At 57.7% G+C, this 16,605-nt stretch carries 11 protein-coding genes, 1 pseudogene and 1 other annotated feature; of the genes and pseudogenes, 4 read left to right on the top strand and 8 right to left on the bottom strand.

The window, feature by feature from the left end:
- Window positions 1-2 precede the first annotated feature (2 nt).
- Window positions 3-1,234, bottom strand: a protein-coding gene (locus tag MOE34_RS11290) for an IS3 family transposase (protein WP_129567183.1) whose coding sequence is annotated in 2 segments (ribosomal slippage) — window positions 3-943 and window positions 943-1,234 — 1,233 coding nt in all. Because the reading frame shifts where the segments join, the coding sequence is not laid out codon by codon here.
- Window positions 834-950 (bottom strand) — a sequence feature (AL1L pseudoknot). Its footprint overlaps the gene before it by 117 nt.
- A gap of 51 nt (window positions 1,235-1,285) precedes the next feature.
- Here MOE34_RS11290 and MOE34_RS11295 point away from each other — a divergent pair.
- The 3 genes and pseudogenes from MOE34_RS11295 to MOE34_RS11305 all read left to right on the top strand — a co-directional run.
- Window positions 1,286-1,384 (top strand): annotated as a pseudogene (locus MOE34_RS11295) (peptide ABC transporter ATP-binding protein); the annotation flags it as partial.
- Window positions 1,385-1,792: 408 nt separating this feature from the next.
- Window positions 1,793-6,418, top strand: a complete 4,626-nt coding sequence (locus MOE34_RS11300; RefSeq protein WP_242216835.1) for an AAA domain-containing protein — start codon at window positions 1,793-1,795, stop codon at window positions 6,416-6,418.
- On the top strand, window positions 6,415-7,791 hold the full coding sequence (locus tag MOE34_RS11305; protein WP_242216836.1) for a hypothetical protein: 1,377 nt from the start codon (window positions 6,415-6,417) through the stop codon (window positions 7,789-7,791). The genes MOE34_RS11300 and MOE34_RS11305 overlap by 4 nt, the downstream gene beginning before the upstream one ends.
- A gap of 245 nt (window positions 7,792-8,036) precedes the next feature.
- Here MOE34_RS11305 and glnQ read toward each other — a convergent pair whose 3' ends face one another.
- The 4 genes from glnQ to MOE34_RS11325 form a co-directional block, all read right to left on the bottom strand.
- Window positions 8,037-8,765 (bottom strand): glutamine ABC transporter ATP-binding protein GlnQ, encoded by a 729-nt coding sequence (glnQ, locus tag MOE34_RS11310; RefSeq protein WP_242216838.1) that lies wholly within the window; start codon window positions 8,763-8,765, stop codon window positions 8,037-8,039.
- Window positions 8,762-9,418, bottom strand: a complete 657-nt coding sequence (locus tag MOE34_RS11315; protein ID WP_242216840.1) for an ABC transporter permease subunit — start codon at window positions 9,416-9,418, stop codon at window positions 8,762-8,764. Before MOE34_RS11315 ends, glnQ begins: the two co-directional genes overlap by 4 nt.
- A gap of 46 nt (window positions 9,419-9,464) precedes the next feature.
- Entirely contained in the window at window positions 9,465-10,211 is a 747-nt protein-coding gene (locus MOE34_RS11320) for a glutamine ABC transporter substrate-binding protein (protein ID WP_242216842.1), read from the bottom strand.
- A gap of 377 nt (window positions 10,212-10,588) precedes the next feature.
- Window positions 10,589-12,091 carry a fumarate hydratase gene (locus MOE34_RS11325; RefSeq protein WP_242216843.1) on the bottom strand — a complete coding sequence of 501 codons (1,503 nt, stop codon included), beginning with the start codon at window positions 12,089-12,091 and terminating at the stop codon, window positions 10,589-10,591.
- Window positions 12,092-12,375: 284 nt separating this feature from the next.
- On the opposite strand from MOE34_RS11325, the gene MOE34_RS11330 reads away from it, so the two are divergent.
- The gene (locus MOE34_RS11330) at window positions 12,376-13,332 is read left to right on the top strand and encodes a LysR family transcriptional regulator (protein WP_242216846.1); all 957 of its coding nucleotides are present in this window, start codon (window positions 12,376-12,378) and stop codon (window positions 13,330-13,332) included.
- Here the strand turns inward: MOE34_RS11330 and MOE34_RS11335 are convergent.
- From MOE34_RS11335 to MOE34_RS11345, 3 genes are read right to left on the bottom strand one after another with little or no spacing between them, the layout of a single operon-like run.
- A complete protein-coding gene (locus MOE34_RS11335; RefSeq protein ID WP_242216848.1) occupies window positions 13,283-14,167 on the bottom strand; it encodes an HpcH/HpaI aldolase/citrate lyase family protein in 885 nt (294 codons plus the stop codon). The two genes, MOE34_RS11330 and MOE34_RS11335, sit on opposite strands and share 50 nt — an antisense overlap.
- Entirely contained in the window at window positions 14,160-15,329 is a 1,170-nt protein-coding gene (locus MOE34_RS11340; protein ID WP_242216850.1) for a CaiB/BaiF CoA transferase family protein, read from the bottom strand. Before MOE34_RS11340 ends, MOE34_RS11335 begins: the two co-directional genes overlap by 8 nt.
- Window positions 15,326-16,588 carry a methylaspartate ammonia-lyase gene (locus MOE34_RS11345; RefSeq protein ID WP_242216851.1) on the bottom strand — a complete coding sequence of 421 codons (1,263 nt, stop codon included), beginning with the start codon at window positions 16,586-16,588 and terminating at the stop codon, window positions 15,326-15,328. Before MOE34_RS11345 ends, MOE34_RS11340 begins: the two co-directional genes overlap by 4 nt.
- Between the last annotated feature and the right edge of the window lie 17 nt (window positions 16,589-16,605).

Genomic DNA, 16,605 nt, shown 5'->3' on the forward strand with positions numbered 1-16,605 from the left:
AGTTATGCGGCCATGGCTGGCGCGTCCAGCATGGCATGGTATCGTTCTTCTGCCTCGGCTGGCGGTATGTTGCCGATGGGCTCCAGAAGGCGTCGGTTGTTGAACCAGTCCACCCATTCGAGTGTGGCGAACTCCACGGCTTCGAAGTTGCGCCATGGTCCCCGGCGATGGATGACCTCGGCTTTGTAAAGGCCGTTGATCGTTTCGGCGAGAGCGTTGTCATAGGAATCACCGACGCTCCCGACAGACGGCTCGATGCCCGCCTCCGCCAGCCGCTCAGAATAGCGAATCGACACGTATTGCGAGCCGCGGTCGGAATGATGAACCAGCCCGCCCCGTTTGACGGGCCGCCGATCATGAAGTGCCTGCTCCAGAGCATCGAGGACAAAGCCCGCATGGGCAGTCCGGCTTGCCCGCCAACCGACGATACGTCGGGCAAAGGCATCGATCACGAAGGCCACGTAAACGAAGCCCTGCCAGGTCGCGACATAGGTGAAATCGGATAACCACAGCATGTTCGGCGCGGGAGCCTTGAAGTGGCGATTGACGCGGTCGAGCGGACACGGGGCAGACTTGTCCGATACAGTGGTTTTGATCGGCTTGCCACGAATGATGCCTTGAAGACCCATCATTCTCATGAGCCTTGCGACGGTGCAGCGAGCGATATCGAAGCCTTCTCGCTGCAACTGTCGCCACACTTTCCGCACGCCATAGACCTGGAAGTTCTCGTTGAACACCCGGCGTATCTCGACTTTCATAGCCATATCGCGCCGGGCGCGGGCCGATAGGCGACCCACGTCCGTGCGCTTGGCGACGACTTCATAATAGGTGGACGGGGCAATCGGCAGCAGCCTGCAGATCGGCTCGACCCCGAGCACCGAGCGGTGTTCGTCGATGAAGGAAATCATCGCTTCATTGGGCGGTCGAGCTCCGCCATCGCAAAATACGCAGAGGCTTTGCGCAAAATCTCGTTGGCCTGACGAAGCTCGCGGTTCTCCCGCTCCAGAGCCTTCATCTTCTCGGCGACGTCACTCGGCAGGCCAGCTCGCTTGCCGCTGTCCACCTCAGCCTTCTTCACCCATTCATTGAGCGTATGCGCCGAGCAGCCGATCTTGGCAGCTATGGAAGACACGGCCGCCCACCGCGAAGGATGCTCTGCTTCATGCTCGACAACCATTCGAACGGCGCGGGCGCGCACTTCGGGAGAAAACTTGTTCGTCGTCTTGCTTGTCATAGACCCTACTTCTCACAAGTTGGGGTCTCCGGCAAACCCGGTGCGGTTCACACCGACCGCGGGGTGATCGTCGAGCACGGTCCTCCGGCGGAGTTCTTCAGGAGCGCGAAGGACCCGCGCACGCAAGCCTTCTTAAGCCAGGTCCTCTAGTAGCCCGACCCGTCCCCGGCAAAACGACTTTGTCATAGAACTATGCAGCTGCAGCAATCAACTAGTGAGAAGAACCGACATCTTCATCCTGGGTCAGCTGGCAGCGGCCGTTGTGCGTCAATGCGAACGGATAGGCACAGGGATATTCTCTCGACCTGCGTCAACAGTGAGCACCCAAAAGTCATCTTAGCCGAACATGCGCCTTCACTTAGAGCAGCATTCAGACGGGGTTTTCCCTTTAAAATTGCCAGCATCGTCTCGACTTAGGCCGAGAATCAAATGAGATTCTTCCGACCTGAGTTGCCGTGAGTCTCACACGGCTCGGGCTGGGAGCAATCTATGGCGTGCAAAGTTAGGTATCTGAGCAGCGCGGGAATACATCACCGCGAGGTAAAAGGCGTGGAGGCCTTGGCGAAGGCCTTCCCGGTAAACTGGCTAATGTTTGCCTCACTGAACGCGTTTCCCGCGAATAGCGCCCCAATCGAGATCGATCTGCTAGTGGTTATGGACGATCGGGTGGTCCTGTTCGAGCTCAAGGATTGGAATGGCCCCCTAACGGCGAAGGGCGACATGTGGGTTCATGGAAAGCCCCAGCGCTCGCCAGTCCAACTTGGAAATGAAAAGGCCAAGAAGGTAAAGAGCATTCTGCGCAATCAGGGTCAGCTCGGCCGCTTCTATGTTGACTCCCGTGTCATACTAACAGGAACTTCGACACGTGACCTCCTTCCCACCGATGAGATACCGCATGTTCTTACGCTAGAAGAGGCCAAGCTTCTTGGAAACAAGAAAGACCGAGACAGGCTTCTCGGAACAGTCAAGTTTCAAAATGTGAAGCCGAATATGCTTGTTAAGGATTTCGACAAGGTTTTGGGAAACCCCGCCTATTTCCAGCCAATGAAAATGAGCTGGGACGGCTATAATGTGACCGATGAAGACTTCTTCGTTCACCGAAAAGATATTTGGCGTGAGCATCGCGCGCAGCTTGCAAAAGAGGAGCGTATCAAGGGGTTGTTGCGGCTTTTCCGCTTTGACAATCTCCCTGTCGGGCTGAATGAGCCTAAAGGACGGCGTCTCATAGCAGACCGAGAACTGAAGGCTGTCGCATATCTGAGCGAGCACGGAAGCTGGATGGCCGAACGGGGTATCCTGAAATCCGTAGGCAGCCTGCCAGATGAAGTACTGACTGAGCACTATCAGTTGCTGGCACTTCCTCCAGGGTGGACCACACTCCGGCGTTACCTTCAGCGGAACGGCTCCGATCTACAGGGCGAGCAACGTGTAGACATTATGCACACGCTGACATCCATGGTCGCTGAACTTCACGATCGGGGAGTGGCACATCGAGACATTGGCGGCGACGCGGTATGGTTGGGTGAGCCGACGAACATGACTCTGACGGGATTTTTCTCGGCACGCCTTCCCGATGACCAATCAGTCAGCGATTATCTTGAAGTGCTCGGCACTTATGCTGAGGTCGAGCCCAACTGGGGCGGGCTTACAGCTACAGCAAAACAGCGTGATGTGCGTAGCCTCGGCCTCATTATGCGCGAGCTTGCGGAGATCGAAGGGGAAGACGGGGCCCTGCCGCCTGGTTGGATGGATGTCGCGGAGAAAGCCGCAGCTTCGCCGGATAGTCGATACGAGGACGCACGGCAGCTCGCCGATGCGCTCGGTGAACTACGGACTCCTTCGGGTCCAACTGTCGATCAGTCCAGACTGGATGAGTTTGAAACCGTAACAATACCTTATATCGCGTATCCGCCCGCTGGAACGCCCTCCAACGGCAGTGGTTCGACGCGCTACGATAGCACGCATTCTTCGGGTAAAGTCGTCGTGAAAGTCTGGAACGGCATCCAGCGGGGGAATGCGCATCGCGATCATTCGCTGTTGGCGTTGCTCGAAGTAGCAGCCACCCTCAAGGCTGTACCTCAGCCCGGTGTCGCACATGTCGTGGACAGCGGACTCTCAAGTGTCGGGCCTTTCGTGGTGACGCGCTGGGTTGAGGGCATCTCTCTGGCCTCATTCAAAGCCCCAGACGATAACGCCCTCCTCGAAGTCCTGAATGATCTGGTTGCCGCTGTTAGCTCTCTTCATTCCCGGGGCTTGGCTCACGGTGACCTCCATCCGGACAATGTAATCGTCGGGACGGATCATGTTGTAACGCTCATCGATCTTTTGGACATGTCCCGGACAGACGGCGGTCGCGTTCGAAGCATGGCTTGGGTACCCGACGATCATGAAAGGAAGTCAGATCAGGAAATCGACCGCTTTGCCGTTTGCAAAATGATTATAGCTCTTGCCGAACGTACGACGGGCGCGGATTTTCCCAATGTACTTGATGCCGCACGAGAGGAGCTGGGAAGACATACTGTAGAAACACTCGATACTCTTCTTGAGGCGATCACGATCGAACAGGAAAGGCGCGCCAGGCCGCCACTTCGATCTTTCGAAGTACAACACCCAGGCCTAACAGCTACTCAGCTGAGAGGTGTCGACGACATATTATGGGTGTTGGCTCACAAGACTCCTTCTGGACTGGACGTTTTGTGGATTACCGGACCTACCACAAGACTGCTTTTGAGGATGAGAGACGGTCAGGTGGATCACATCGAAGTTGTCGATTCTAGCTTCAATGATCTCGGTCGCGGTCAGAGCGTCCGTATGGCTCTTACGCTAAAATCCGGCCCGTCCTACGGAATTCAGGAACTCGTCGAATATCTTCGGGGTGTGGTCACCGTTCAGCCAACGGCGGCGGAAGTCGACGAAGATGTGGTTGAGGAAAAGGACGAAGTCGACTTTTACGATGATGAGCCTCCGGAACCGGAATCGCTCGGGTCGGCTCCTCTTGATATCGCCCGGATGTGGGTGCGGTCCGCTGAACTCGAGGAGGACTCCGTCCTTCGGGTACGTATCGATCGACGTATTCCCGATATCGGAAATTCGGCGACCTATTATTACGAAGCTGCCAAGCCCCTCGAATTTGAAGACGACGATACCGTGGAGGTGCGCCTTGGCGGTTTTTCGGGCCGTTTCATCGGGTACCTGGACGTGCCGAACTGTGATAGCCGCCGTCTTGCTGTCCGCGACCTGAGATCGCCGGTGGCTGAAGGAGAATTCGTTGCGCTCGTCGATCGACGCGACCGTGTATCGAAGGAAAGGCGGCGCAAGGCTGTCGAACGGATTACCCGTCGCTCGAGTGTAATCGCAAACTTGATCGACTTTTTCGATCCCACAAAGGACGCGCCCGAAATCCTCTACGAGAAGCCAACTTCGTTGGAGAAGATTTCGTCATACCAGCTCAACGATGGTCAGCGCGCCGCTTTCCGCTCCCTTGTTGAGGTTGGGCCAGTCGGCTTGCTGCAGGGGCCGCCGGGTTCCGGAAAGACAAAGTTTATCGCCTCGCTTGTCCATTGGCTGCTCAAGGATGGTGGAGCCAGGCGGGTATTGGTTGCCAGCCAATCTCACGAGGCCGTCAACAACGTACTGGAGGAGCTGCTTAAGACCTACAGGAAGCATGGCGGCTACGCCGATCTACTTAGAGTAGGTTCGCGTGGCGCGACAGAGCGTGTTCGACCATATCAAGCCCGATCGCTTCGGGACCGTCACCGCGTTCGGTTTGAGAACGGATTAAAGACCCGCGTGGCTCACGCGGCTTCAGCGGTGGGAATTCCGAAGCAGTTCGTCCAAGACATCATAAACGTCGACATGAAATTAGGCACGCTCAAGCGCTCGATTGAGATGGCCAAGGCCGCTGCAATAGGAGATGTCGCACAGGATGAAAGGCGCCGCTCAGGCGCAAGGATCAGGACCCTTTCTAAGGCCTTCTCTAGGGAAGCTACGCGGCTACTTGAGCGGGATGTCGGTGAAGACCCCGCAGAAATCGCAACGGCTCTGCTTGAGGCCTTCGACGCTGTGCGTGCAGCGCATCCCAAAGTCTCACCAAGCGACCTTGTCACCGTCCAGCAGCTGATAGCGCTAGCTCATGAATGGAAGGATACGCTTTCTTCAGGTCATCGAAACTTTGACGAGTTCCTAGCGAAGACCCGACGTGTGGTGGCCGGCACCTGCGTCGGTCTCGGGCAGTCGCAAATACGCCTCGATCAAGGTACCTTTGACTGGGTGATCGTGGACGAGGCGGCAAGGTGCACCAGTGGAGAGCTAGCGGTGCCGCTTCAGCTCGGCAGCCGTGTGATTCTTGTCGGCGACCAGAGACAGCTTCGCCCAATGGTGGACAGATACGTTCAGAAGTCGCTCAAGGACGAGTTTCCCGATGCGGGCGCGGCGCTAGATAAAACAGATTTCGAAAGAGCGTTCGAATCTCACTACGGACGTCGGAACGCGCAAGTTCTTGACGAACAGTATCGTATGGTGCCGGTTATCAGTGACTTGGTCTCGGACACCTTCTATGCGCCCTATGGCGTAAAGCTCCAACCGTCCAAGGACCGCAAGCAGGACGTTGCGTTCGCTGAGCTTTCTGATGATCTGGCCACACCTGTGGTCTGGTTTGACACCAAGGACATGCCTGGCGCTACAGAACGGGACCGCAATGCCGGCCGTGACATCTGGAATGAGGCCGAGATCGCAACGGTCATGTCCATTCTCCACCGACTCTCGAAGGAAACGGCCCTCATCGACACGCTCTCCAAGCGTGGTGAACCGGCGATCGGCGTGATTTGCATGTATAGCGAACAGAAGCGACGGATCGAACGCGAGTGGTCTCAGCAGGCGTATCCGGAAGAATTCCGCCGCATCGTCGTCATAGATACAGTCGATGCTTATCAGGGGAAAGAAAACGAAGTTGTTATCGTCACGCTTGTCCGTTCCAACAATGAGAGGAAGCCCGGTCATGTAGGCAGGGAGAACCGCTGCAACGTCGCGATGTCTCGCGCCAAGGAACGACTTTACATCATCGGTGATAGTTCCATGTGGTCGGACCCGAGATGTAGATCGCCCATGCGAACCGTCTTGTTCGGCGTTGGCTCGATGTCTCCTTCCGAAGGGAAAGTAAGAGCCGCTACGGAGATCGGCCAATGAGCGACGCGAATGAACGTATCGTGATTGACGCTGTCGATTTCCAGGTTTCGTGCCGTCGCTTTACGGTTCGAGCAACGATCACGAGAGATCGACAGCTTCCGGTCGTTGACGAGTTCGTGCTACGCCTTTTGGCTATCCTTGATAGAATGTCAGTCTCCAGAATGCGGGCGTGGTTCGGCTTCACGACGAGCGAGATGCAGACTGTTCTAACGGATATGGGTCGCCGCAACCTCGTGGAAATCGTGAACGACGACATCCAGCTCGCGCCTGCAGGGCGAGAGCTTTTTCGCTCCTCTTCCACCACTGGAATTCCGCACGTCGTAGAGACATCCCCTATCATCGAAAACGTGTGGTACGATCTCGTGAGCCGAAATATGGTTCCTCGGTCACGCGCGCGTTCCGCCGACTATCTCGTCAAGGTGGCCGAACTGCCCGAGGCTCGCGACATGCCAGAAGCATTCGCACGATCCGCGTTCGAGGAGAATTTCAGGGACTACGCCAGAAGGATACGCCGCTTTCCCGATCCGGATTCTGTAAATCTCTACTCTGTCTCCGACGTTGAAGGAGGCATCTACGGCTATCAGATTTTGCGTGCCGATCTAGTTCTCGATATGGATCGTCTGAGGGTCCGTCCAATGTTTTCGGAGCTGAATGACAGTGCGGCGAACTATAACAAGCTCACTGTGGCGGCAAGCGACGCTTGGCATTTGCAGGTGGGGGCTGACACCGCTTCCACCGCAGCGACAGAATTCGAACGAATGACGGGAGACTCGCGTTTCACGCAAGTCATAAACAACCCAAATAGCATAGATGCTTGGCGTGATGCGCTCGCGAGCATTCCCTCGGCGGGAGTGGAGTTCAGCGCTTCGACAGGAGCACCGTACCTTCCACGCAACTTCGACCGGCTGATCGCTGCGGGAAGCGAATTCGAGTCGTCGGAAAAGTTGTACGACGTTATTTGGCTCAGGCCAAATGGCACAACATGGGGACGAACGTTGAAGATCGGGGAGACGTTGGCCAGCATAAGCGACGCGCTACGCAACGTTGGTAAAAAAGTCCGAACCACGCTTGCGATGCCACGTTCCACGCATAAGACTGTTCGACAGAGCCACAAGCGACTTTTCGATCGTGGCCTCTTGCTGCCCCAGGGGCATTTGCCTGCAAACCTAGAGATATTAGTCATAGCTGGCAAAGTAGCGCTCGTGAACGTTCATTTGCCCGTAGGGGCACATTCGGTTCCTATCGGCGGAATCGTATCCAATTCGAAGCGACTCGCCCGTATCGTGGAACGACTTACCCTGGGTCAGGTCGAAGGATGGGAGCAGTTATGGGACGCGCCCACATCGAATGGGAGTACCGCCATCTCGGATTAGGTGGGCTATCGCCAGGAAGACGGCAGCGATCACCCCTATTCACACGCTTTTTTGGCCAGAGACCTGTCAGCCTTTGGCGCAAAATTACCTTGCGCATGACCGCTGAGACCCCGCGATATCGACAAGGGAATCAACCCGCGATGCCATCAGGTTACCGAACCTATACGACGACCTTTCGCAAAACGGTGGCGTGTGTGCCCTCAACCGGAAGCGTCTACGCACTCCCGGTTTTCGCGTTTGGCCGACTAACGGATGTGCTGCAGGAACGTCGCCAGGCGTTCGCTTGGCGGATTTGAAAGCAGTTCCTTCGGATCGCCATCGTGCAGGATATGTCCCTTGTCTATGAACAGAAGGCGACTCCCGACATCCCTGGCAAATCCGATTTCGTGCGTCACGACGATCATCGTCATACCCTCGTCGGCCAACTGCCTCATGACCTGTAAAACCTCGTGGCGAAGCTCCGGATCGAGAGCAGAGGTTGGCTCGTCGAAGAGCATCAGTTTCGGGCGGATAGCGAGCGACCGCGCGATGGCGACACGCTGCTGCTGGCCACCTGAAAGCTGGGTTGGATAATGGTCGGCTCGTTCGCTTAGCCCGACTTTATCGAGAAGGTCGCGGGCAATCCTTTCGGCTTCCGCCTTAGATGAGCGCCGCACCTTAAGCGGCCCGAACATAACGTTTTCCAGGGCGGTCATATGCGGAAACAGATTGAACTGCTGGAACACCATTCCGGCCTCCAGACGTATCTGACGGATTTCGGCCGACGATCCCTTCGCGCTTATGCCGTCGACGACGAGTTCGCCGCTCTGGATGGTTTCGAGCACGTTGATGCAGCGCAATAGCGTCGACTTCCCCGAACCGGACGGTCCGATCAAAAACACGATCTCGCCGGGTTTGATCGAGAGGTCCACGCCTTTCAGGACTTCGAGATCACCGTAGCTTTTGACGACTTTTCTGAATTCGACAATGCTCATGCCAGGTGCGCCCGCTTTTCGACAAGGCGGAAGATGATCGCCATGATGCTGATGATCACGAGGTAGATCGCTCCGACGGCGGTCCAGATTTCGACCGCGCGATAGTTCTCGGTCATGATTTCCTGGCCGGTGCGGGTCAATTCGGCGACACCGATGACGATAAGAAGCGACGTATCCTTCAGGCCGATGATGAACTGGTTGCCCAGCGCGGGTACCATGCGCCGGAAAGCGACGGGGCCTATGATGTAGAGCAGCACACGATGGAGCGGCAGCCCCATAGCCAGTCCGGCCTCGCGAAGGCCGTTGGGGACGGAGAGGAAACCACCGCGCACGATTTCCGCGAGATACGCCGACGAGTTGACCGTGAGTGCGATCATGCCCGCCGTCAGCGCCGTAAGCTTGATGCCGAGCAGCGGAGGAAGCGCGAAATAGATGAACATGATCTGCACGACCATCGGCGTGCCACGGATCAGGCCGATATAGACCTGCGTAATTAGAGACACGGGTTTTGGCGCGTAGGTCCTGAGGACACCGATCACCGTTCCCAGGATCATTCCCGCCGTTAGCGACGCGGCGGCAACCATGACGGTTACGGCCGCGCCGCGGAGCAATGCGGGAAGAGCGTCGATAATTGCCGACCATTCGAAGGTCATGACAGCTCCCCTTGATGTTTGGTTCAGCTAGACTCGGGCGGACTCGTCACTCGGAAGCTTTACCGAACCACTTCTGGTAGATCGTGTCATAGCGGCCGTCGTCCTTGATCTTCTTGAGGGCCTCGTTGACCTGGGCGACGAGTTCACTGCCCTTGGGGAAGGCGATGCCCACGGGAATGCCTTCGCCGACCGGCTTCTCGAGAACCTTTACCTTGCCGTCGCCCTCGGTCTGCGCGTAGTACGCCAGGAAGGGATAGTCGTAGACGACAGCTTCGGCGCGGCCGGCCTGCAGTTCCATGAACATATTGGTGACCTGCGGGAAGAGCGTCACCTCGGCGGTCGGAACATTTGCCTTCAGCCAGGTCGTCGAAGCCGCGCCGGTGACAGACGCAACTTTCTTTCCAGCGAGGTCATCGCCCGTCTTGATCGTGTGGTTCTCGGAAGAAACGAGAACGCCGAGCGCGCTCGTGTAATAGACGTCGGAGAAATCGACGACCTGTTTACGCGCATCGGTCATGAAAATGCTGGAAATTGCCAGATCGATGCTGGCGGTCTGGAGCGCGGGAATCAGAGCGCCGAAATCCATCGCGTTGATCGTATACTTGAAGCCCGCCTCCTTCGCGATCTCCGCCAGAAGGTCCTGGTCGAAACCCACATACTGGTTGTCCTGCACGAAATCGAACGGCTTGGAGTCGATGCTCGTGCCAACCACGATCGTCTTTTCCTGCGCGGATGCAGTGTGGGTGAAGGCGACGGCCGCGACGACCGCTGCGAAGAATGCGCGTCTTTTCATTTCGAATCCCCAATTTGTTGTTCTGACCGGCACCAGGCCGTCATGGAAAACGCTCAGCTTAAGGAGCGAGCAATTGGATACGATCATATCAAATCATATAAATCAATTGGTGATCGTATAAGATTCTTCGAAATTACAGGGGAAAGCGTCCGAGGCCCTAGCCAACGGGGCGCTCGTGATGCCGTTCGAAAGTCCAGGCCCCCCGGTCGAGCCAGGAAGTTTCATCGGGCGACAACCGGATTCCCGCCGGATATCCTGGATGCCGGCAAACTGCCTGCCGAGTGAAAAAGAGGTTGCTCTCGCGGTACGCAGCCGCCGCGTTAGATCAACCAGAACACGTTCGATTGACCTGATCACCTCGCCTACCGGCGGTGAGCCTAGCTGATCGGGGAGAGGCGTTGGCGCCAGGCCTTCGGTCCGGAGGCGTGAACGTTCTCGCCGTCCGCGGTGACCGCCACGGTCACTGGCATGTCCTGAACGTCAAACTCGTATATCGCTTCCATGCCGAGGTCTTCGAAGGCCATTACGCGGCTTGAGCGGATCGCCCGGGAGACTAGATAGGCTGCTCCGCCAACCGCAGTGAGATAGGCCCGCCGATGCGCCGCGAGCGAAGCTACCGTTGGGCCACCGCGTTCTGCCTTGCCTACCATCGCAAGTAGCCCGAGGTCGAGCATCATGTCCGTGTACTTATCCATCCGGGTGGCCGTCGTCGGTCCAGCCGGCCCGACCACTTCGTCGCCGACCGGATCGACGGGACCGACATAATAAATGACTCTATTGCTGAAGTTCACGGGCGGCTGCTCGCCTCGATCCAGCAGGTCCCGGATGCGCTTGTGAGCAGCATCTCGGCCAGTGAGCATTTTGCCAGAGAGCAGCAACCGGTCTCCGGCCTTCCACCTCGCGACCTCGCCCGCGGTCAGGCTGTCAAGACATACCCGTCGGGCATACTTGTCAGGACTCCAGGAAACATCAGGCCAGGTCGATAGGTCGGGTAGCGGAAGCAACGACGGCCCTGTTCCGTCAAGCCTGAAATGGGCGTGCCGTGTCGCGGCGCAATTCGGCACGATCGCGACCGGTTTCGAAGCGGCGTGAGTTGGCCAGTCAAGTATCTTCACGTCGAGTACGGTGGTAAGGCCGCCAAGACCTTGGGCCCCTATTCCGAGCGCGTTGACCTTTTCATGCAGTTCGATCCTGAGACTCTCCAGATCGTTCTCCGGGCCGCGAGCCTTGAGTTGCGCCATGTCGATCGGAGCCATGAGCGATTCCTTCGCCATGACCATAGCCTTCTCGGCGGTTCCGCCAATACCTATTCCGAGCATTCCGGGAGGACACCATCCCGCCCCCATCGTAGGAACGGTATCGAGAACCCAGTCGACGATGGAATCCGATGGATTCAGCATCTTGAATTTGGTTTTGTTTTCGGAGCCGCCACCTTTGGCTGCCACCGTCACGTCCACCAAATCTCCGGGCACCAATTCGACGTGAACCACGCTTGGTGTGTTGTCACGGGTATTTCGTCGGGCAAACGCGGGATCGCTGACGATCGATGCTCGGAGCGGGTTTGCCGTATTCAGGTACGCACGGCGGACACCTTCGTCGATGACGGCTTGGAGGCTCCTACTCGACGCAAGTCTGCATCCCTGACCCCACTTCACGAACACGGTCACGATGCCCGTATCCTGGCAGATAGGGCGATGGCCGATCGCGGACATGCGGCTGTTCGTCAGTATCTGCGCGATCGCGTCCTTCGCGGCAGGAGATTCCTCTCGACGGTATGCATCTCCTAGTGCCCGAACATAGTCCTCGGGATGATAGTAGCTTATATGCTGTAACGCGTCGCTCACGCTGTCTATCAGGTCGGACTCGGCGATTTCGGGCATTTCGCCCCCTCACAGAAACGACTTCGGGCCTGCATGAAGCTACCCATCTTGGAACCATAGGCAGTTACCTACTGCGCACCATATGGCATATTAACGCTTATCTTTAAATAGATTCAGATAAGGATTTGTGATTATTTATTGACCGATGGCTACTGTCTCAGGGGCATCTTGCGTGCCTTGGGAGAAGATGCTCAATGTGGGGCTAAACCGGCATATCCTGGAAGAGGTTCTTCCCGATCCGCCACTGATCAACGCGAGTGAAGTTCCAGGGCGACTGCCAAAGAATGTCTGATGCTTTCGAAAAGATAACACTCCGCCAGCTACAGATTTTCCTCGCGGTAGTAGAGCACCGGAGCTTCGTAGGCGCCGCTGCGCAGCTCGCCCTCACACCTCCGGCTGTCTCCATGCAGATGAGCCGCCTATCTGAATTCCTCGACGCGCCTCTTTTCGAGCGCGACGGACGCTCCATACAACTGACCGCGGTGGCGACAGCCCTGGTCCCTTACGCGGAGCGCATGACCGAAGCTCTTCAGGAAGCCTGTAGCGTGATCGACGGCCTTCAGGGCAGACTTGACCACCTCGTGCGCGTGGCCATGGTGACTACCTCGCGGAACTTCGGCCCCCATCTCCTGCAGGAGTTCGGCAGACAGCACCCGGAAATCCAGATTGAAACTACGATCGCAAACCGGGAAACCGTCATTGATCTGCTCCAGGCCGGGACCGTCGATCTGGCGCTGATGGGGCGGCCGCCTCAAACGATAGAGGTCGAGGCGACACCCTTCGCACCTCACCCTTATGTACTGATCGGCCATCCGGAGCACCCCCTCGCGGACAAGAAGCATGTGTCGCGGCAAGAGCTGACGAACTTCAAGTTTCTCGCGCGGGAACCGGGTTCCGGAACGAGGATGCTCCACGACTACTATTTCACCAGCCACTCGGTATCGTTACCGCAGCTCTATGTCGTTATGGACAGCAACGAAAACATCAAGCAGGCCGTTATGGCGAACATGGGACTGGCCTTCATATCCGCCCATACGATCGCCCTTGAATGTCAGGCCAACAAGCTTCGAATCCTGCGCGCCGAGGACATGCCTGCCATGAGGGAGTGGTTCACTGTCACACCCAAGGGAAAACGCCTTCGCCCGGCGGCCGAAGCATTTAGGTCCTTTGTCCTGCATGAGGGGCCAGCCTTCATGCGCGAATTCTTCGGGAACCTTCCAAAAGAGCTTTTGCGCGCATGACGACCGGAAGGTCGATCATGGAGCCGTCCAAGGCAACCACTCCTTGCCCCGTAGCTGCGGCCTCCTCAAAGGCAGCTACGACGCGCCTCGCATGAGCCAGTTCTGCGCCGGAGGGAAGGAACACCGAATTGACCATCTCGACCTGCCTCGGATGGACGCAGAGCACGCCGTCGAAACCCATTTCTTTGGCTTGAATGGACGACTGGCGAAACGCTTCCCCGTCGCCGATGCTGGCGATGCTTCCCGGAAGGCCGTAAACGCGGACATGGTGCGACCGGCCACCAAGGATAAGCTGCTGACAAGGCCCGAAGAGATTTCGATACGTAGGCTCGAAACCGCAGGCGACACTGAAATCCTCCGTTCCGATTGCGAGGCCTATTAAACGTGGAGAGGCCGAGGCAATCTGGCTCGCCAAGGCGAGCGCGGCAGGGGTCTCGACCAACGCGATGATCCCGATGACCCCGCGAACGAGACCCTCCCGGCCTTCAGTCTCGTCCATAAACTCGTCGATCAGCTTTATGTGTTCCGGGCCGCTGACCTTTGGCAGCATCACCGCGTCAACGTCAGGAAGTAGCGCCGCTTCCAAATCGGCAACGCAATTCGCGAGGTCGCGATTTACCCGGACGACGACAGCCAGTCCGTGCTGCTTCAAACGGGCCGCCGCCTTGATCATTGCCGCTCTGGCCAAGCCCTTGCCCTCGGATGGGACACTGTCTTCGAGATCGAGGATGATGGCTTCGGCCCCGCGCAAGTGTGCCTTCGCAATAAAGCGCTCCTCATGTGCGGGAATGAAAAGCGACGAACGCCATCTAGGCAGATCGCGGGCTTTATGCATTTTCGGGCACCAGCGCGAACTCGGCCCGGATGGCCGCCGTGTGTTCTCCCACACCTGGGATTCGTCCGAGAGGTTTGTTCGAGTCCTCGTATGAATATTGGATCGGAGAACCTGCGAGTTCAGCACGCTGCCCGCTCTCCAGAGTAACCGCCCGCCGGCGCAACTGCGGATGCTTCGAGAACGCCTCGACGGAATTCACACCGCCATATGCGATACCGGCGCTTCGCAGTTTTGGTTCCAGGTTCGCTCGCGTATGCCTCGCGAAGAATTCGGCGATGAGCATGTCCAGTTCCGGGCGGTTCTGAACGCGGGACGCTGCGTCCTTGAAGCGAGGGTCCGTCGCGATAGCTGCGTCATCCATCACCTCCGCGCAGAGCCGCACCCACTCCCGTTCGTTCTGGATCGAGATGGCGAGGACATGGCCGTCTCCGGTGGTGAAGCCGCCGTATGGAGCGATTGACGGGTGGCGGAGACCGACCGGCTCCGGTGCCTTGCCTCCGTAGACCGCGTGCATAAGCGGAACCGTCATCCAATCCGCCGCGGTATCGAACAGCGAGACCTTCACCCCGCTGCCGATACCCGTCTTCGAACGGAGATACAGCGCCTGCTGGATACCTATGACCGCGTTCATGCTCGCCCCGATATCGCATACGGACACGCCTATCCGTCCGGGAGCGCCCGGAGCACCATTGACTGCCACGAGGCCGCTCTCGCACTGAACGAGAAAGTCGTATGCCTTCATATCACGATACGCTCCCGTATCCCCGTACCCGCTGATATCGCAGGTAATGAGACGGGGATAGCAGCGGCGGAGGTCAGCGCTGCCGAACCCGGCGCGGGTGCTCGCACCGGGAGCAAGATTTTGAATAAAGATATCCGCCCGGGAGAGAACCTGATGCAACAGCTCCGAATCCGCCTTGTTCTTGATGTCGAGACAAAGCGATTCCTTCCCGTGGTTCGCCCAGACGAAGTACGACGATTCCCCCTTCACCGCCTTGTCGTATTTGCGCGCGAAATCGCCTTCCGGACGTTCGATCTTGATCACCCGGGCACCACCTTCCGCGAAGTGGCTCGAGCACAGGGGCGCGGCCACCGCCTGCTCGATGGAGACGACAAGAAGGTCCGAATATGGTTTCGTCTGTTTTGGCAGCTCGACGGTCATTGCACCGCTCCTGCGGTCGGATATTTGGCCTGAAGGATGGACTGGTTCCTGCGCATCTCGTTTGCGACGATCGTCAAACCCTCGTCGAAGCCCATGCCAGGCTTGATCAGCACGCGCTGGGGTCGCGTCGCCTGGGCGATGTGCAGGCATGCCCTGGCGGATACGTCGGTCTCGTTGCAGGTACCACCGAGATAGGCCTCCACTCCATGCGAATGGCAGTAAAGAACGGCTTCGATGGCGTTATGTACGCTTCCGAGATCGGGCGTTTTGATCTGCACCATGTCGCAGCATCCGGCATCCACGAAACCCACGATATCCTGATATGTGTTGCACCATTCATCGGCCACGATGCGAACCTCGCTGCCGATTTCGCGGAGCTGGCGTTTTATCGCTCCCAGTAGCTCGATCTGATCCTGCCTGTTTCCGACATCGACCGGTCCCTCGATGTAAAGGGGGAACTGGCCTGCTCGCTCCTCCAGTTCTCCGAGATAGCGCGCGATCGCTACGGGGTTGTTCTGGAAAATCAGTCCGATCGTTCCATAGACATCGATATGGATCGTCGGCAGATATGCGGCGCTTCCCCGAAGCTTCATGATGCGCTGCGTCAGCCAGGTGACATACTCCTGAAGGCGGCCGCCGTTCTCGCCGAGTTTCGTCGAGACGTTGTTGATCAGGCCGTGGGGAAGAGCATCAACCCGCTTCATGATCATCTTATCGACCGCGTTGTACCGGTCGTCGCCGCTTTGACCGAAAAGCTTGAGCGGCGAGGGATCGATAGGGAGGCCATACTCGTCGCAGACGACTTCGAGCTTCAGTCGGTTGGTCGCCTTTGCGGTCGCGTCCAGAAGGGCTTGCGAGAGACCGTAGCGAATTGCCGTGTGTATCTGGCGACCATCGGCCGTGAGCTGATCGATGAAGCGCGCGTTTTCCAAGAACTTGCTGACGTCACGACCGATGAGAAGCGGGCGCAGGACGGAGCTCATCCAGGGAATGTATCGCTCGGCGGTGAACAGAGGATCGCGCCCGCCCGCACCCGAGTACTGAACCGCGGCGCAGTCGCCCTCCGCCCATTGCCCGTTTTCGAGTTCGATCAGAACCGAAATCGCCTCGCCTGACTGCCGGATAGAATCGAAGCCCGGCGTTGCCGCAGGCCCGACGTAGATGAATCCGTCCATCCCTGCCCCGCCTTTTATCGCGGCCTGGTCGTCGAAATAGAACGAGGACACGCCGGGGCTGAACTGAACATTCGTGATCTTCATTTTATCCTCTCGAATGA

Origin of the sequence: Shinella zoogloeoides, from assembly GCF_022682305.1 — a bacterium.
Taxonomy (GTDB): Bacteria; Pseudomonadota; Alphaproteobacteria; order Rhizobiales; family Rhizobiaceae; genus Shinella; species Shinella zoogloeoides_B.